Source organism: Burkholderia sp. IDO3 (assembly GCF_003366075.1).
Taxonomy (GTDB): Bacteria; Pseudomonadota; Gammaproteobacteria; order Burkholderiales; family Burkholderiaceae; genus Burkholderia; species Burkholderia anthina.
Genome location: NZ_CP028962.1, coordinates 2,133,370 through 2,149,892 on the forward strand (window position 1 = coordinate 2,133,370; position 16,523 = coordinate 2,149,892).

Below are 16,523 nucleotides of genomic sequence, written 5' to 3' on the forward strand. Positions count from 1 at the left end.
TGGCCCCCACTGGTCACGGTTCGTTGCGCGTGTCGTGTCTAACGTGTCATCGGCTCGATCGCGGCGCGCACCGCGTCGATCGTGTCGGCCCAGTTGCCGGGCGCCGCCTGGCGGAACAGCCGCGCGGACGGATACCACGGGCTGTCGTCGCGCGTGCGCATCCAGCGCCACTCCGCCGGATCGGGCAGCAGCACCCAGACCGGGCGGCCGAGCGCGCCCGCGAGATGGGCAACCGCGGAATCGACCGCGATCACGAGATCCAGCGCGCCGATCAGCGCGGCCGTATCGGCGAAGTCGCCGAGTTCGTCGTCGACGCGCCGCACCGGCGCCGGCGCGAGCCGCGCCACGTCGCGTTCGCGCACCGGCTTCTGCAGGCTGATCCAGTCGACGTCGAGATCGAACAGCGGCGCGAAGCACGCGAAATCGATCGACCGGTTGTGATCGTTCCGGTGTTCCGGATTGCCGGCCCACGCGAGGCCGATGCGCGGCCGGCGCCGCGCGCCGAGCAGCGCGTCCCACTCGCGCGTGCGCTGCGGGTCCGCTTGCAGATATGCGCCGGCCCGCGGAATCGTCGCTTCGTCGGTGCGAAACGCGTGCGGCAGGCTCAGCAGCGGCGCCTGGCAGTCGAACGCCGGCAGCGGCGCGCCGCGCGCGATCACGTCGGCCGCGCCGTGCAGCGACGCCATCAGCGCGCGCAGCGGCGGCTGCACCTCGAACACCACGCGCGCGCCGCGGGCGGCCACGAGCGGCACGTAGCGGCAGAACTGCAGCGTGTCGCCGAAGCCCTGCTCCGCGTGGATCAGCACGGTCCGGCCGTCGAGCGGCGTGTCGCCGCGCCACGCCGGCTGCGTGAACGGCCGGTAGTGCCGCGCGAGCTGCGCGTCGCGCAGCCGCCATTCGTACTCGGGCCAGCCGCGCGCGAAATCGCCTTCGATCAGATACAGCGACGCGCGCGCGAAATGCGCTTCGGCGTAGTCGGGATGCAACGCGATTGCGCGGTCGTACGCGGCGAGCGCGTCGTCCGTGCGCGCCGTTTCGAAATGCAGGTTGCCGCGGTTGAGCCAGTTCGTCGCGTGCTCGGGGCGCAGCGCGATCGCGCGATCGAGCGACGCCATCGCGTCGTCGTAGCGGTGCAGATCCTGCAGCACGCTGCTGCGGTTGGTCCATGCTTCGGCGAACCGCGCGTCGCGCGCGAGCGCGGCGTCGTAACTGGCCAGCGCTTCGTCGTACCGCTTCAGGTAACGCAACGCGGTCCCGCGATTGCACAGTGTCTCCGCCGAGTGCGGATCGATTTCCAGTGCCCGCGTATAGCCGGCCAGCGCGTCGTCGTAGCGCTTGAGCTGCAGCAGCGCATTGCCGCGGCTCGCGTGCGCGCGCACGTTGCCCGGATCGAGCGCCAGCACGCGCTCGCAGCGGGCCAGCGCTTCGTCGGCGCGGCCGAGCCGTTCGAGCGCGACCGCGCTGTTGTAGAGCACGTCGATCCGCGCGGGATCGGCCGCGATCGCTTCGTTGAACGCGGCGAGCGCCTCGCTCGGCCGGTCGAGGTCGATCAGCGTGCGGCCGCGCTCGGCCATGATTGCGGCCACGCCGGGCCGGATCGCGTTCGCGCGGTCGAAGCACTGCAGCGCATCGGCCGGCCGCTGCAGCGCGCGCAGCACGAGCCCGCGGTTGAACCACGATTCGAACGAGCGCGGGTCGACCATCAGCGCCCGATCGTAGGTATCGAGCGCTTCGTCGAAGCGGCCGAGCGCACGCAGCGCGCTGCCGCGATTGCAGAGCGCATCGAGCACGAGCGGCGACGCGGCGAGCGCGCGGTCGAACGACGCCAGCGCGTCGTCGTAGCGGCGCAGCCCGATCAGCGTGTTGCCGCGCCGCACGAGCGTCTGAACGTCGTCGGGCGTCGCGCGCAGCGCGGCGGCGAAATGCTCGAGCGCCTCGTCGATGCGGCCGCGCTCGCCGGCGATCGCGCCGAGATCCGACAGCGCGCGCGTGCCGGGCTCGATCGCGATCGACTGGCGCAGCAGTGCCTCGGCGTCGTCGGCCGCACCGCGCTGGAATTGCAGCACGCCGTACAGGTGCAGCGCCTGAGGATTGTCCGGTTCCTTCGCGAGCACCGCGAGGTATTCGCGCGCCGCGTCGTCGAAGCGACCCGCGCCGTGCCAGTTCCGTGCGCGGCTCAGGATCGCCCCCGATTGCCGTGGCCCGGACGCGTCGTTGCCCGACGCGCCCGCGTGTGCATCATGCCGGTGCTCGACCGTCACGTTCGCCCCCTTCCCGTTTGCCGATGCCGCCGCTGAACGGGCCGAAGCGGCCGGTCGCGGCGGTCATGCTCATCACGAGACTAACGGACGGCCAATAACAGACGTATGACGAAAGTTACGGACCTTTTTGCCCGGGGGACGGAACACGTTTCAGGCCGGGCCGTCGCGGGCCGCTCGCCCGCGCTGCCCGCCATGCCGCCGTCACTGGCCGATCGGAATGGTCCGCACGTACTCGACGGCAGGCGCCCCGATTCTGACCGCGAAGCGCACCCCGCGCGGCAACGGCATCCCGAGCGACGTGATGTTGCTGACGCCGTGCTGCGCGAGGAACTGTGCATAGGTCTGCTCGACGGCCGCCTGGCTCGTCGTCCATCCGCTCGGCGGAATCCACACGGCAAGCTGCATCGACCGCGCATCGTTGCTGACGACCACGCGCGCGAACCCGTCCATGTGCCGCAGCGCGTCCTCGACCTCGGCCAGCGACGCGAGCGGCTGCGACGCACTGCGCACGAGGTCGCGCCCCTTGAGCTGGTAGCGCACGACCTGCACGTGCGTCGGCCCGCTGCCGACGCCGAGATGACGCACCATCACGAGTTCGTTCGGCCGGATGCGCAGCGGCGGCCCGAACACCTCGTCGGCCGTCACGAGGTTCATCAGGTCGAACTGCAACTGGGAAAAATAGCGGCCGAGCAGCCGCGTTTGCGCCAGATTCGACGCGATATCGTCGCGGCCGCGGATCGTCGCGTCGAGGCCGCGCCACGACAGCAGCGCGATCACCGCCAGCAGCGCGATCGCGACCAGCATCTCGATCAGCGTGAAACCCCGTGCGCGCGCCGCCGCGCGCCGTTCAGCGCCGCGCTTCATCCTGCACGACCGTGACGACTTCGGCGAGCACGTTGCGGCTCGACGCCGACGGATAGACGCTCACCGTCACGCGCCGCACGAGCGGGCTCGGCATCGCCGCGACCGACTGCCGGCACACGAACCGGTAACGCCCCTGCGGGCAGTCGAACGTATGGGTGCCCACCGACGGCCAGGTCGACGCGATGCGGATCTCGCCGAGCGCGTTGTCCGCGCTCCATAGCGCGAGCAGGCGCATGCGGGCCGTATCGGTGTCCGACGCGAGCGCGCCGATCGCGCGCATCACCGCGCCGAGCGCGACCGCCACGATCGCGAGCGCGATCAGCACCTCGATCAGCGTGAATCCCCGTTCCGGCGCCCGCGCCGCGCGCCGTCCGCCGCACATGGGGCGGTCGTCGTAGTCGGTTCTGTCGTCGCACATGACCTGCGTTCTTGTCGATGGGTCGCCGTCCTGCGTCCGGCGCGCATGCACGTTAAGCGCGGCGCATGGCACACGCGTGTCGAAAGGTACGGACCATTTGGGGCAGGCAGGACGACGCCGCGCGCCGGCATGGCGCGTGCGGCGCGCGAAGCGCGGCAGCGGACAGACGAAGGGGCAATGGAGGGAACGATCGAAGCAAAGCCACGCGCGGCGCGCGCGGCCCGGCCGGCGCACGATCGAACGCGGGCGTCAGGCCGTCACGGCGCTGTCATACTCGGCACGGGCCATCCGGCCGGCCGCATACGCGTCGGCCTCGCCGCGAAAACCTTCGCGGCTGAATGCGACGACCTTCACGCCAACGCCGGACGCACGCGCCACCGTCAGCGCCCATTGCCATCCACCGTCTTGTTCGAAGACGTGCAGCGAGGGTTCGAGGGATGAGTCAAGTACGGTCACGGGTTACGCTCCTGCCCGGCGCGCCGCATCGGCGACGCCTCGGACATATCGAAAAAATGCGCCGGTTTGCGGCGCGTTTCAGCCATTCGATAGTCTAGTCAATGAATGTTGCGACGCACCATCAGGGCTTACACCTGCCTATCGGAACCGGGCGGTCGATGAAATCCACCTGAAGCCTATATAGGACAAGCCTCACGAGCCCATCGCCGGCGCATGACGCGTCGGTCATGCGGCAACGTGCCGCATGGGCGGGCCGCAGCCTCGATGAGCATGAAATAGGGGCGGAGCCGACAGAAGCCCGACGCCCGGCACGGATCGCGATTCACCCCGCCGACATCACGCGCCGGAACGTCAGGTTGACGCGCTCGCCCTGCACGGCCGGCGCCTTCGGCACGCGATGCTGCCATTCGGCCTGCGTGCGGCCGCGCATCACCAGCAGGCTGCCGTGCGTCAGCCGATACGCATGCACGGCGCCGGTCGCGCGATGGCGCAAATCGAACACGCGCATCGCGCCGAGGCTCACCGATGCGATCACCGGCGTGTCGCCGAGTTCAGGCTCGTTGTCCGCATGCCAGCCGAGGCTGTCCTGCCCGTTGCGGTAGCGATTGAGCAATACGCTGTTGAAGCGCGCGCCGCAGATCGTCTCGACCGCCCGCTTCAGATCGAGCACGGCCGGCGTCCACGGCGCAGGCACGTTGCGGATCCCCGAATACACGTAGACGGCATCGGGCTCGCCCTGCCACGCGGTGAGCCGAGGCAGCGGAATGCGACCGCGCGGCGTGCGGATCGTATCCTGCCGCCACGCGACCTCGTCGAGCAGCGCGGCCAGCACGCGATCGGCGCCGGCCGGCGCGAGCCAGTCGGGGTACCAGTCCACGTCGGGCACGGGCGTATCGGCGAAAAGATCGGGCGTCGACATCTCGGGATCGGACAGAAAATGAGCGGTACAAACGAACCATGTCTGCATGGTAGCCAACGGCGACGCGCGCCGCCATGCGCTGTCATTCCGGTGCATGGCGCGCCCGCGCGCGTACCGTCCGACGTGCGCTACCGGCCGCGTGCCAGACGGATCAGCGTGATCTCGGACGGCACGCCGAAGCGGTTCGGCGGCCCCCAGTAACCGGTGCCGCGGCTGGTATAGAGCCACATCGCGCCGAACCGGTTCAGCCCGCCGATCACGGGCTGCTGCATGCGCACGAACGGCGGCCACGGCAGGAACTGGCCGCCGTGCGTATGGCCCGACAGCTGGATCGTGAAGCCGGCCCGGCTCGCCGCTTCCGCGCTGCGCGGCTGGTGCGCAAGCAGGATCTTCGTGGCGACGTCGTGCGGCGCGCCCGCGAGCGCCTGCTCGGGGTCGCTGCGATGCGCGGGATCGAACCCGCCCGCCGTGAAATCGGTGACGCCCGCGAGCACCGCGCGCGCACCGTCGTGCTCGATCAGCACGTGCTCGTTGAGCAGCACCTTCAAGCCGATGCGCCGGAACTCGTCGATCCACGCGTGTGCGCCGGCGTAGTACTCGTGGTTGCCCGTCACGAGAAAGCTGCCGTGGCGCGACTGCATGCGGCCGAGCGGCGCCGTGTGTTCGCGCAGGCGCTTGACCGAACCGTCGACCACGTCGCCCGTCACGACGACGAGATCCGCATTCAGCGCATTGACCGCCCGCACGATCCGCTCGATATAAGGCCGCTTGATCGTCGGCCCGACGTGAATGTCCGACAGCTGCACGATCGTCATCCCGTCGAGCGCGGCCGGCAGCCCGTCGACCGGAATCGACACGCGCTTGACCGCCGCGGTGCGGCGCGCACCGACGAAGCCGATCGCGCTGACCAGCACCGCGCCCGCCAGCACGGCGAGCGCCGTGTCGGATGCCGCGCCGCTCCACGCGCCGTCATGCCCGAGATACCGCCAGGCGACCACGCCGAGCAGCACCGGTTCGCGCAGGAAGGTCAGCACGAGCAGCGACGAGAAGAACCCCATCACGAGCGAGCCGGCCCAGCCGGCCAGCGTCGCGGCCCAGCCTTCGTCGAAGCGGCGCGAGAACATCCCGACCGGGATCAGCACGACGAAGCTCGCCAGCACCAGCGCCGCGACCGTGCGCGCGAGCGGCGACGCAAACGCGTCGGGAATGATCCGCAGCCCGACATATAGATGGAACAGCACGCCGATTGCAATGAACCGGACAAAGAAACTTCGCATGGAACGCTCATCCTCGTGGCGATACCGCTTCCGCGCCGCGCGGCGAGCGGGGCCGCGACATCGCGTGTCGACGGGCCCCGTGCCGCGCGGCACACCTACGCAGGATGGTACACAGATACCGGCCGGCACGATGGGTGGCGCCGCCAGCGGCGCCGGGAGGCTTCGCGCGGTTCCGCACAGTGGCGAGCATCGACGCGTCGGCCGGCAGCACCATCCCGGTGCGATGCCGCCGCAAGACGACAGCGCTGCGCCGGACGCAGCGCGTTGATCGCCTCGCCCGGCCCTCCCGACCGGATTCACTGGCGTTGATGCAACAATCCGGCATTCGCGTATCGATTTCGCCGCATTGGCAAGCGAAAGCCGCTGCCCCGGTTTCGTCTGACGATCCTTTACAGTCCGTTAGCAACCCTACACGAGCATGCGCCGGCAAAATCCCGGGCCCGCCGCGACGGCGGCTGCCGGCCCCGCACGGCTGGCGGTCTGCATCGTGCTGATTTATCATCGGCTCCGTATCACGGCATCGTCGTCGCGGCGACGATGCGCATTGCGCCGCGCCCGGCATCCACCCCAAACGTCGAGCTCGCCACACCATGAGAAAAACAACGCCGCGCGCGCCCCTGCGCGTTGCCGCCGCTCTGGCGCCCGCCCTGCCGCTCGCGGGCTGCACATCGCGCGGCGCACCGTCGTACGTGCTGTTCGGCGCGTATTTCCCGCTCTGGCTCGTCAGTGCGATCGTCGGCATCGTCGGCGCGATCGTCGCGCACCGCGTGTTCGTCGCGACCGGCTGGGCCGCCACGGTGCCCTACCAGCTCGCCGTATGCACCGCGATCGGCCTCGTGGTCGCGGTCATCGTATGGCTCGCCGGCACGGGGCCGTTCGCATGAAGGCCGCCGGCGTTACCCGCCCGTCGACGAAAGGCCGCGTGATCGCGCTCGCGATCGTCGCGCTCGGCATCGCGGCGCTCGCGTATGCGTACCACCGCACGACGGCCTACCCGTCCACCGACGACGCGTCGATCGACGCGGACGTCGTACACGTCGCGTCGCCAGTCGGCGGGCGTATCGTGCAGCTCGCGGTACACGAGAACCAGCGCGTCGCGAAAGGCGATCTGCTCTACGAAATCGATCCCGTGCCGTATCGCTTGACGGTCGCGCAGGCGCAGGCCGATCTCGAACTCGCGCGCGCGTCGCTCGACACGCGCCGCCGGTCGCTGATCGGCGAACGTTCGAACGCGGCGGTCACCGCCGAGCAGGTCAAGCGCGCCACGCAAAACCACGATCTCGCGACACGCGACGTGAACCGGCTCGCGCCGCTCGCCGCGCAAGGCTACGTCAGCGCGCAGCAATTCGACCAGGCGAAGGTCCGCCAGCGCGACGCGGCCGTATCGCTCGCGCAGGCACAGGAACAGCAGCACGCATCCGCCCGGACGATCGGCGACGACGCCGACGCGATCGCGACGCTCCATGCGCGCGAAGCCGCACTCGCCCGCGCGCAGCACGCGCTCGACGATACGGTCGTGCGCGCGCCGCACGACGGGCTCGTGACGGGGCTGACCGTGCTCGCCGGCGAAACCCTCGCGCCGAACCAGTCGATCTTCACGCTGATCGACGCGAGCGAATGGTTCGCCGTCGGCAATTTCCGCGAAACGTCGCTGAACCGCATCGCAGTCGGCGATTGCGCGACCGTCTATTCGATGATCGACCGCAGCCGCCCGCTGACGGGCAAGGTCGTCGGCATCGGCGCGGGCATCTCGGACAGCGATCGCATCAACCTGCCGCGCGCGCTGCCGATCGTGCAGCGCTCGGTGAACTGGGTGCACGTCGCGCAGCGCTTTCCGGTGCGCGTGAAGCTCGACGAACCCGACGGCAAGCTCGTGCGTGTCGGCGCGAGCGCGATCGTCGAGGTCCGGCATGGCTCGGCCTGCCGCTGAGGTTCGGTCGCCGGGCCCGCGCGAAGTCCTGCGACTGCTCGCGCCGTTTCCGGGACGCACGTCGATCGCCGTCCGGGTAGCCCTGATTTGCGCGCTGACCGTGCTCGTGACGAGCGCGTACGGTACGCCCGAAGCCGCGCTGTCCGCCTACGTCGTGTTCTTCATGATCCGCGCCGACCGCGTGACGAGCGTCGTGCTCGCGGCCGCGCTGCTCCTGATCGTTACGATCGTGATCGGGCTCGTGCTCGGCATCGCGATCTTCAGCATCGACTATTCGATCCTGCGGGTCGCGTGCATGGCCGTGCTGTCGGTCGGGCTGCTGTACCTGACGTCGGCCAGCAAGCTGCGCCCCGTGGGCGCGATCCTCGCGATGATCGTCGGCTTCGGGCTCGACCAGCTCGGCCTCGCGCCGTTCGGCGAAGCCGCGACGCGCGCGCTGCTCTATATCTGGCTGACGATCGCGATTCCGGTCGGCGTCGCGATCGTCGTCAACCTGCTGATCGCGCCGTCGCCGCGCAAGCTCGCGCTCGCGCAGCTCGCGAAGCGGCTGCGGCTCGCCGCGCTCCGGCTGCGCGGCGACGACACCACGCGCGCCGCATTCGACGCGAGCCTGCGCGAAGGCGACAAGCAACTCCTCACGTGGCTCAAGCTGTCGAAACTCGAAGGCTCGTCGAGCGCCGCGGACGTCGCCGCGCTGCGGCAGGCCATTGCGTCGAGCACGGCGCTGCTGGTCGGCGTCGCGCTGGCCGATCGCGAACCCGACGCGCGGCTGCCCGCCGCGTTTTCCACGCCGATCGCGGCCACGCTCGACGAGATGGCGGCGATTCTCGAACGCGGCGGCTATCCGGTCGACGTGACGCTCGCGCTGCCGCCGGCCGATGCGCTGCCGCCACTCGCGCGCATCGCCGCGACGGATCTCCATGCGGCGCTCACGCGTTTCGCGGAACCGGGCGCAGCGGCAGACACAGCGGCACACGCGCCGGCCGCCTCTCGCAGCACGTCCGCAGCCGCCCGCCCCGACCCTGCCGCATCGCCCGCCAAGGCTCCGGGCGGCGGCTTCTTCCTGCCGGATGCGCGCAGCAACCCCGATCACATCCGCTATGCGCTGAAGACGACCGCCGCGGCGATCTTCTGCTATCTGCTGTATTCGCAGCTCGACTGGTCTGGCATCCATACGTGTGTCGTCACCTGCTACATCGTGTCGCTCGGTTCGACGGCCGAGACGGTCGAAAAGCTCACGTTGCGGATCGTCGGCTGCATCGTCGGCGCGCTGCTCGGCACCGCGGCGCTCGTGTTCGTCGTGCCGGCGCTATCGTCGGTCGGTCAATTGATGGCGCTGGTGTTCGCTGGCGCATGGCTGTCCGCGTGGGTCGCGTTCGGCTCGCCGCGCATCGCGTACGCAGGCTTTCAGATCGCGTTCGCGCTTTTCCTGTGCGTGATCCAGGGCGCCGGCCCCGGCTTCGACCTGACGATCGCGCGCGATCGCACGATCGGCATCCTGCTCGGCAACGTCGTCGTGTATCTCGTATTCACGCGCATCTGGCCCGTGAGCATCGGCAAGCAGATCGACGTCGCGCTCGCCACGCTGCTCGAGCAGTGGCGCCGCGTCGTGCGGATCGCGCAGCCGGCCGAACGCCGCACGCTCGCCGCCGAAGCCTTCGCACGGCACGGCGCGATCGCGCAGGAGCTCGGCCTCGTCCACTACGAGCCGTCGTGGGTTCGGCCGGCCGCCACGTGGCTCGCCACCCGGCGACGCGCACTTGCAGAACTCGGCGCGCTCGAAGGCCCGCTGTTCCTGCTCGCCGAACGCGCGCCGGGCGACGCGGCGCTCGACGCGCGGCTCGCACGCGTGGTCGAACTGCGCGACGATGCCCCGGCCGCCGACGCTGCTACCCCGGCACCGTCGTCATCGACCGCGGAAGCGGCAGCCGTGCCGGCCCCGCCGCCGGCCGCCGCTCCCGCCGACCCGGCACGCGCCGCGCTGCTGAACCTGATCGACACGCGGCTCGCACACATTGCCGATGCCGCCCGTCAAGCCACCTCGAAGGAGCCCGCCCCTCATGCGCGTACCTGAACCGCCGGCCGCGTCGCTCGCCGCAGCCGCGCTCGCGACCGCCGTCGCGCTGACCGGTTGCGCGACATCGTCGATCGACCTGGCGCCGGAAGCGCCCGACCGTCCGTGGCAGCCGCACACGTCGGCCGCCGGCGACATCGTGCCGGCGCCGCCGCTGGCGTCCGCGCAACGCGCGCCGCACGACTACACGCTGCCAGCCTCGCCCGCGCTCGCGTCGGTCCCGCCGCCCGCCGCGCTCGATTCGACGCATCCGTACACGCTGCCCGAGCTGATCGATCTCGCGGAATCCACGAACCCGCTGACCCGCATCGCCTGGAACGACGCACGCAACGCGGCGCTCGCGGTCGGCATCGCGAAGGCCGCATACCTGCCGAACCTGTCCGCGACGGCAATGGGCGCGTACCAGACGAGCCACGGCTCGACCTCGACGATCCTCGGCGACGCGTCGAGCAACTCGACCGTGCACGGCACGATTTCGGCATTGTCGCTGCAATGGCTGCTGTTCGATTTCGGCGGCCGCGCGGCGCGCGTCGAGGCGGCCGAGCAGGCGTCGGTTGCGTCGAACGTCGCGTTCACGGCCGTGCACCAGCAGGTGATCCACGACGTGACCGTCGCGTACTACCGCTACGAAGCCGCCCACTCGCGCGCGGCCAGCGCGCAGCAGGGCCTCGCAAACGCCGACGCGATCCTCGCGGCGTCCCGCGCGCGGCTCAAGCATGGTGTCGGCACGGTCGTCGAGCTCGCGCAGGCAACGCAGAACCGCGCGCAGGCGAATCTCGCGCTCGTGCAGGCGAACGGGACGGAGAGCGACAGCTACCTCGCGCTGGTTTCCGCGCTCGGCATCTCGCCGCTGTCGAAGCCGTCGATCGCCGCGCTACCGAAGCGGCCGCTGCCGCCCGCGCTCGCTTCGTCAGTCGACGCGATCGTGTCGGACGCGATCGCGCGCCGCCCCGACCTGCAGGGCGCATATGCGCTCGAGCAGGCCAATCGCGCGAAGATCAAGGCCGCGGAAGCCGCATTCATGCCGAAGATCTTCCTGTCCGCGTCGACGTCGTATGCAAGCGGCGGCACGGCCATCTCCGCGCTGCCGGCAATCGGCGACCAGGCGCCGACCGTCAACCTGAACGGCAGCCGCTACGGCGGCGGCGTGTTCCTCGGCGTAACGATCCCGCTGTACGACGGCGGCCTGCGCTCCGCCGTGCTGATGCAGGCGCGCAACGACGCGCAGAGCGCATCCGCGCGGCTCACGCGAACCAAGGAGGAAGCCGTCCGCCAGGTCGTCGCCGCGCAGAACGCGGTGCAGACGAGCCTCGCGTCGCACGACGCGGCCAAGGCGCTCGTCGACGCTGCGCAGACCAGCTACGACGCGGCGCTGACCGCGTACCGCAACGGCGTCGGCTCGATCACCGATGCGACGATCGCGCAAAGCCAGCTGCTCGCGGCGCGCAACGCGGAAGTCGACAGCTACGCCGGCGCGCTGTCCGCCGCCGCCGCGCTCGCGCTCGCGACGGGCACGATCGGTTCGTCGCAATGACGCGCCGGCCGTGCCCGGCCCGCAGCCAAACTCGTTGACGCCGGCGCGCGCGGCCCACTAGAATGCCGCCCATTCTCCCTTCAGGAACCATCGTGGACAGTTGCAGCACTCCGTTGCGTGCGCCGCTTGCCGCCTGAACGCCTGTCCGACGCAGTTCTCCTGCCCGGCTCGCGTTCCGCGAGCCCGCACGCCACCCGTTTCACACTGAATGACGCACTCGCACGCTACAGTAGCGCGCGATGACGGCCATCGTGTCGCCTTCGGCATCGCGCCGTCGCGACCCGGGCCGGCATGCGCTCCTTGCACGGCAGGACAACCATGACTCTCGATTTCGCACTTCGTCTTTTCACCGCGTTCGCCTGCGGCGTCGCAATCGGCCTCGAACGCCAGATGCGGCAACGCACGGCGGGCCTGCGCACGATCACGCTCGTTGCGAGCGGCGCGTGCCTGTTCGTCACGCTCGGCGTGCTGACCGGCAACGGCGTGGCCGGCGTCACGCAGATTGCCGCGTACGTCGTGTCCGGCGTCGGCTTTCTCGGCGGCGGCGTAATCATGCGCGACAAGGGCTCGATCCAGGGCATCAATACGGCCGCGACGCTGTGGTGCTCGGCCGCCGTCGGCGTACTGTCGGGTTCCGGGCATTACGTGCCGGCGCTCGCCGGCACCGGCGTCGTGCTGCTCACCAATACGGTGCTGCGCGGCGTCAGCCAGGCGATCAACGCGACGCCCGTGTCGAACGCCGATCTCGTGCGCGAGTATCAGATCACCGTGATCTGCCTGGCCGCCGACGAAGTGCATATCCGCACGCTGCTGTCGAATTCGATGTACGCGAAGCCGCTGTCGTTCCAGAGCCTGACGAGCGAGGACGTGCCCGACCAGCCGGACCGGCTGAAGGTGACCGCGACGCTGAAGCTGCATCCGAAGGATCAGCAGAAGCTCGAACAGATCGCGAGCCGGATGAGCATGGAGAAGAGCATTTCCAGCGTGAGCTGGACCGCGAAGGAAGCAGAACCGCTGATGGAATGAGCGGCGGCGGGCGGCTCGGCATGACCGCCCCGCCGCCGGTGCCGGGTCAGGGCGTATCGATGAGCCCGGCCGAAATCGCCTTGACCACCGCCTGCACCTTGTTGGTCGCGCCCAGCTTCTCGAGGATGTTGTTGACGTGGAAGTTGACCGTGCGCTCCGAGATGCCGAGGATCTGGCCGATCTCGCACGCGGTCTTGCCTTCGGCCGTCCAGCACAGCACCTCGCGCTCGCGCGCGGTCAGCGTGACGCCCGCCTCGGGCGACAGCTTCGGCACCATGAAACGGCTCATCAGCGAATGCGACAGGTTCGCGAGCCAGTTCGTCTGCAGCGTCAGCATGTTGATCTCGGCAGGCGTGAGCCGGTCGGCATGACGCGCGATGCTCAGCAGTCCGAACGCGCCGCGCGCCGCCCAGCTCGACTGCGCGACGCCCACCGACAACCCGAACTCGCGCGCGTCCTGCCATAGCGGACACGGATCGATCCGGTCGACGTCCGGCCAGACGATCATGTTGGTGCTCTGCGCGCCGTCACGAACCGTCGAGTCGATCTCGATGTAGTTCCGCGCGTGGTAGTGCTCCATCCATCCGTCGGGATAAGTGTTAAAGATTGCCACCGCCGGCTTCGATACGGGCAGCGGCACGCGAATGCCGTAACAGCAATATTCGAAGCCCAGACGTTTAGAATAAGCGGCGATCCGCTGGAAGAGCTGCTGCTCGTCTTCCGCGGCGCTAAATTGTTGGTAGGCATCCTGCCAGCGCAATTCCATTCTTTCTCCGACAACGTCACGCTGTCATACCTGTCAGGTGCCAGCGCCGGTTGGGGGCTGATACATTCCGCGCATGACTTCACCTTTGTTGCATCCGGTCCGCGGCCCGTCCCCGGACGGTTACGTGCGCCTGTGCGAAACCGCACTGGCCACGCTCGTGCTCGACCATGTCGCGAGCGGCCTCGATGCATCGCTGCTCGCCGAACTGCGCGACAGCGCGATCGATGCGCGCCTGGCCGGCTACACCGAATGGCATCGCCCGGCCGGTGCCGGCGTCGCATACCTGACGGTCGGCTGGGACTGGTATCTCGAACGCGCGACGGGCACGTTCGAGATCGCGGGCGGCGACGTCCGCAGCAACATCATGGTCGTCGACGCCGCGGGCGCCGACATCGGCATGGCCTGCACCGCCACCGCGCTGGTCGCGCGGCTCGCCGGCGTCGACTGGGCCGCCGCGGTCGCCTCGGCGTTGCTCGGCCGCAACGATGCCTATCATGCCGGTCCGACGCTCCAGTGACAACCGGCCGCGCATTCCTCTGACGTTTCTGCACGACTGGCGCTCTTTATAAGCAAAAGCGGCCGGCATTTCAATCCCGTCGATCAAGAAACCGGTGCCACCGGAAAAACCGTGTCGGCCCACCCTCACCCTGTAAGAGTTACCAGTTACCGCCCCCTCGGGACGCGCGCTGTAATGCGGGCATACCAAAGTACAGATCCGAGGACACCCATGCGGACCTTCGTTCACGATGAAGGGCGGTTGCCACACGAACTTGCAGCGGATCTAGGGCGCTATCGGCGCCATGTGTTCGTCGAACAGCTCGGTTGGGCGCTCCCGTCGGCGAACGAAAGCTTCGAGCGCGACCAGTTCGATCGCGACGATACCGTCTACGTGTTCGCGAGGAATGCCGGCGGCGAGATGTGCGGATGTGCCCGCCTGTTGCCGACCACCCGCCCGTATCTGCTGAAGTCGCTGTTTGCCGACCTGATCGCCGAGGACGTCCCGCTGCCGCAATCGGCTGCCGTCTGGGAGCTGTCGCGGTTTGCGGCGACGAACGACGAAGGCGGCCCGGGCAACGCCGAGTGGGCCGTGCGCCCGATGCTCGCCGCGGTCGTCGAATGCGCGGCGCAGCTGGGCGCGCGGCAGCTGATCGGCGTGACGTTCGCAAGCATGGAGCGGCTGTTCCGCCGGATCGGCGTGCACGCGCACCGCGCAGGCCCGCCGAAACAGGTGGACGGTCGTCTGGTCGTCGCGTGCTGGATCGACATTGATCCGCAAACGTTTGCTGCACTTGGGATCGAGCCGGGGCAAGCTGCCCGGCAAGCCATCGCCGCCTGAACCGGAACGCGCGTAGTCCGTCCGGGCGGCATCGTAACGAAGGAGAACCACCGTGGACCAGTCTCAGGTCTTTCGCGCGATGATGCCCGGGTTGACGAGCGCCACCGGCGCCCGCATCGCGGTTGCCTACCCGTCGTTTCCGCGGCCGCTGCCGCTCGTGCGGCTCGATCGCCGCGGACTCGTGTTTCGTGCGGCCGGCGCCGCGCCGCTCGTCTGCGGACTGCCGCGCGCCGCCACGCTGCTGGCCGCCGACGCACCGCTCTGCTCGCTGCGCCTCGTGATTCGCGACGTCGCCGCTGTCGGCGACGGCCGGCACGACCTGACGATGCAGCCGTCCGGCGCCGCCGGCGACGAGCTGCTGTGGCACGCGCTGCGCGAGCGCGAGCCGTACCGGCAGATCCGGCAGCCGCTCGCGCCCGTCGATGCGGCCATCGCGCCGAACGGCGAGCAGCAGGCTGGCGGCGATGCCGCCGCGCGTCCGTCACGCAGCGCGGCATTCCGGCTGCGATGCCGCAGCGATGCGCTGTTCTTCGCCGACTGGCTCGAATATCACTTCGACGAGCTGCGCGCGCTGTCGCAGCGGCACGGGCCGCAACTGCAGCTCAGCCAGCTTCAGCGAAAGGTGTCCGACGACGAGGTCGGCGTGCGCTTCGTCTATGACATCGACGGACATGCGACGCGGCACGTCCTGACCGACTGCGCGCGCGACGCCTGTGCGTGGATCGAGACCGAGATGCGCAACAAGTACGCAGTGCCGGTCGCGCAGGAACGTTTTGGCGCGTTTCCCGCGCATGCTTGGGCGAGTGGTATGTGAGGTGCGACGGCGGCAGTGCCGCCGGATGACAGCCGCCGCGCAGGAGGATAACCGGCCCTTGCCGGCCTCCTGCCGACCGCCGGCAAGGGCCGCGCGACGAGCCGGTTCGCCGTTCTCGGGAAGGCGTGTTGGCGCTGCGTTGCACAATTACAACTAGGGCTTGCCATCCCTCGGGTTTTCCCTTAAAGTTGCGTCTGTCTCCTCCATGTCTCCAAACATGGATTCAGCCCGCTCCAGTAGCGGGCTTTTTCTTGCCCGCGATAATTTATCGGGGCCGCATCGCTGCTCTATCCGCCTGCGGTGGACACTGCGGTAGACACCTTGGCCGGCGCTGGCCAGTAGTAGAGGAAGGCAAACAGCAGCGCGAGAACCACGATCGACACGAGCAGCAGGTACAACCAGCCTTTTCGAGTACCCGGAAGGTCCGACACGCCGCTCGCATCGCCCGTCAGCACCATCAGCGCCACGACTGCCAGCCCCGCTAGCACCATCGTCCCCTTCGCGACCCAACCGAACGCGACTTCCAGCGCAGCCGTCCAGCGAGACTGGCGATCAGGCCCGGCAACCGGCCGGCGCAAGTCGGGCTTACGCATCGTGTTCGCAGCGGATCCGGCATGCGTGGGAAGCCGCATACGCAGCGTTACGCGCGAACGCCGTCATCGGGACGAACGCACGCCGCGCGTGCGGCAAACACGACATGCCGTCGTCACGCATGGTGACCTTCAATGGTGGATTCACGCGAGATCGGAATCGGGGCACGCAGCAAATGCAGACGAACCACGCGCGATTCCCGTGGCGTTTGACGGATGTGCGCGCGACGCCCGGGCCGGCGTCCGCGCGTCGATCGT

At 69.4% G+C, this 16,523-nt stretch carries 16 protein-coding genes; 8 read left to right on the plus strand and 8 right to left on the minus strand.

The window, feature by feature from the left end:
* Window positions 1–38 precede the first annotated feature (38 nt).
* The 6 genes from DCN14_RS09740 to DCN14_RS09765 form a co-directional block, all read right to left on the minus strand.
* Entirely contained in the window at window positions 39–2,261 is a 2,223-nt protein-coding gene (locus tag DCN14_RS09740; RefSeq protein ID WP_096501196.1) for a tetratricopeptide repeat protein, read from the minus strand.
* A gap of 201 nt (window positions 2,262–2,462) precedes the next feature.
* Complete coding sequence (locus DCN14_RS09745; RefSeq protein ID WP_096501198.1) at window positions 2,463–3,125, minus strand: prepilin-type N-terminal cleavage/methylation domain-containing protein; 663 nt, start codon at window positions 3,123–3,125, stop codon at window positions 2,463–2,465.
* On the minus strand, window positions 3,109–3,543 hold the full coding sequence (gene gspI / locus DCN14_RS09750; protein ID WP_172441876.1) for a type II secretion system minor pseudopilin GspI: 435 nt from the start codon (window positions 3,541–3,543) through the stop codon (window positions 3,109–3,111). Before gspI ends, DCN14_RS09745 begins: the two co-directional genes overlap by 17 nt.
* Window positions 3,544–3,792: 249 nt before the next feature.
* The gene (locus tag DCN14_RS09755) at window positions 3,793–3,999 is read right to left on the minus strand and encodes a hypothetical protein (protein ID WP_096501202.1); all 207 of its coding nucleotides are present in this window, start codon (window positions 3,997–3,999) and stop codon (window positions 3,793–3,795) included.
* Window positions 4,000–4,321: 322 nt separating this feature from the next.
* The gene (locus DCN14_RS09760; protein ID WP_096501204.1) at window positions 4,322–4,918 is read right to left on the minus strand and encodes an alpha-ketoglutarate-dependent dioxygenase AlkB; all 597 of its coding nucleotides are present in this window, start codon (window positions 4,916–4,918) and stop codon (window positions 4,322–4,324) included.
* A gap of 128 nt (window positions 4,919–5,046) precedes the next feature.
* Complete coding sequence (locus DCN14_RS09765; RefSeq protein ID WP_096501206.1) at window positions 5,047–6,195, minus strand: metallophosphoesterase; 1,149 nt, start codon at window positions 6,193–6,195, stop codon at window positions 5,047–5,049.
* A gap of 590 nt (window positions 6,196–6,785) precedes the next feature.
* Between DCN14_RS09765 and DCN14_RS09775 the strand changes: the two genes are divergently transcribed.
* The 5 genes from DCN14_RS09775 (at window position 6,786) to DCN14_RS09800 (ending at window position 12,759) form a co-directional block, all read left to right on the plus strand.
* Complete coding sequence (locus DCN14_RS09775) at window positions 6,786–7,079, plus strand: hypothetical protein (protein WP_096501208.1); 294 nt, start codon at window positions 6,786–6,788, stop codon at window positions 7,077–7,079.
* Window positions 7,076–8,125 (plus strand): multidrug transporter subunit MdtN, encoded by a 1,050-nt coding sequence (mdtN, locus tag DCN14_RS09780; RefSeq protein WP_096501210.1) that lies wholly within the window; start codon window positions 7,076–7,078, stop codon window positions 8,123–8,125. The genes DCN14_RS09775 and mdtN overlap by 4 nt, the downstream gene beginning before the upstream one ends.
* Window positions 8,106–10,199 carry an FUSC family protein gene (locus DCN14_RS09785; RefSeq protein WP_096501212.1) on the plus strand — a complete coding sequence of 698 codons (2,094 nt, stop codon included), beginning with the start codon at window positions 8,106–8,108 and terminating at the stop codon, window positions 10,197–10,199. The genes mdtN and DCN14_RS09785 overlap by 20 nt, the downstream gene beginning before the upstream one ends.
* Window positions 10,186–11,733 carry a TolC family protein gene (locus DCN14_RS09790; protein ID WP_096501214.1) on the plus strand — a complete coding sequence of 516 codons (1,548 nt, stop codon included), beginning with the start codon at window positions 10,186–10,188 and terminating at the stop codon, window positions 11,731–11,733. The genes DCN14_RS09785 and DCN14_RS09790 overlap by 14 nt, the downstream gene beginning before the upstream one ends.
* A gap of 318 nt (window positions 11,734–12,051) precedes the next feature.
* Window positions 12,052–12,759, plus strand: a complete 708-nt coding sequence (locus DCN14_RS09800) for an MgtC/SapB family protein (protein WP_076478711.1) — start codon at window positions 12,052–12,054, stop codon at window positions 12,757–12,759.
* Window positions 12,760–12,805: 46 nt separating this feature from the next.
* Here the strand turns inward: DCN14_RS09800 and DCN14_RS09805 are convergent, their stop codons facing one another.
* A complete protein-coding gene (locus tag DCN14_RS09805) occupies window positions 12,806–13,525 on the minus strand; it encodes an autoinducer binding domain-containing protein (RefSeq protein WP_096501216.1) in 720 nt (239 codons plus the stop codon).
* Between the two features lie 73 nt (window positions 13,526–13,598).
* On the opposite strand from DCN14_RS09805, the gene DCN14_RS09810 reads away from it, so the two are divergent.
* From DCN14_RS09810 to DCN14_RS09820, 3 genes are all read left to right on the plus strand, one after another.
* Entirely contained in the window at window positions 13,599–14,042 is a 444-nt protein-coding gene (locus tag DCN14_RS09810; RefSeq protein ID WP_096501218.1) for a DUF4902 domain-containing protein, read from the plus strand.
* A 210-nt stretch (window positions 14,043–14,252) separates the two neighbouring features.
* Window positions 14,253–14,861 carry an acyl-homoserine-lactone synthase gene (locus DCN14_RS09815; RefSeq protein ID WP_096501220.1) on the plus strand — a complete coding sequence of 203 codons (609 nt, stop codon included), beginning with the start codon at window positions 14,253–14,255 and terminating at the stop codon, window positions 14,859–14,861.
* 52 nt (window positions 14,862–14,913) lie between these two features.
* Entirely contained in the window at window positions 14,914–15,675 is a 762-nt protein-coding gene (locus tag DCN14_RS09820; protein ID WP_172441877.1) for a hypothetical protein, read from the plus strand.
* A gap of 287 nt (window positions 15,676–15,962) precedes the next feature.
* Here the strand turns inward: DCN14_RS09820 and DCN14_RS09825 are convergent, their stop codons facing one another.
* Entirely contained in the window at window positions 15,963–16,268 is a 306-nt protein-coding gene (locus DCN14_RS09825) for a hypothetical protein (RefSeq protein ID WP_096501224.1), read from the minus strand.
* Between the last annotated feature and the right edge of the window lie 255 nt (window positions 16,269–16,523).

Excerpts from the sequence above, each read along its gene's own strand:
- DCN14_RS09790 (WP_096501214.1), top strand. The coding sequence starts at position 10,186 with ATGCGCGTACCTGAACCGCCGGCCGCGTCGCTCGCCGCAGCCGCGCTC.
- DCN14_RS09760 (WP_096501204.1), bottom strand. The coding sequence starts at position 4,918 with ATGTCGACGCCCGATCTTTTCGCCGATACGCCCGTGCCCGACGTGGAC.
- DCN14_RS09775 (WP_096501208.1), top strand. The coding sequence starts at position 6,786 with ATGAGAAAAACAACGCCGCGCGCGCCCCTGCGCGTTGCCGCCGCTCTG.
- DCN14_RS09805 (WP_096501216.1), bottom strand. The coding sequence starts at position 13,525 with ATGGAATTGCGCTGGCAGGATGCCTACCAACAATTTAGCGCCGCGGAA.
- DCN14_RS09800 (WP_076478711.1), top strand. The coding sequence starts at position 12,052 with ATGACTCTCGATTTCGCACTTCGTCTTTTCACCGCGTTCGCCTGCGGC.
- mdtN (WP_096501210.1), top strand. The coding sequence starts at position 7,076 with ATGAAGGCCGCCGGCGTTACCCGCCCGTCGACGAAAGGCCGCGTGATC.
- DCN14_RS09825 (WP_096501224.1), bottom strand. The coding sequence starts at position 16,268 with ATGCGTAAGCCCGACTTGCGCCGGCCGGTTGCCGGGCCTGATCGCCAG.
- DCN14_RS09815 (WP_096501220.1), top strand. The coding sequence starts at position 14,253 with ATGCGGACCTTCGTTCACGATGAAGGGCGGTTGCCACACGAACTTGCA.
- DCN14_RS09785 (WP_096501212.1), top strand. The coding sequence starts at position 8,106 with ATGGCTCGGCCTGCCGCTGAGGTTCGGTCGCCGGGCCCGCGCGAAGTC.
- DCN14_RS09765 (WP_096501206.1), bottom strand. The coding sequence starts at position 6,195 with ATGCGAAGTTTCTTTGTCCGGTTCATTGCAATCGGCGTGCTGTTCCAT.
- DCN14_RS09745 (WP_096501198.1), bottom strand. The coding sequence starts at position 3,125 with ATGAAGCGCGGCGCTGAACGGCGCGCGGCGGCGCGCGCACGGGGTTTC.
- DCN14_RS09810 (WP_096501218.1), top strand. The coding sequence starts at position 13,599 with ATGACTTCACCTTTGTTGCATCCGGTCCGCGGCCCGTCCCCGGACGGT.
- gspI (WP_172441876.1), bottom strand. The coding sequence starts at position 3,543 with ATGTGCGACGACAGAACCGACTACGACGACCGCCCCATGTGCGGCGGA.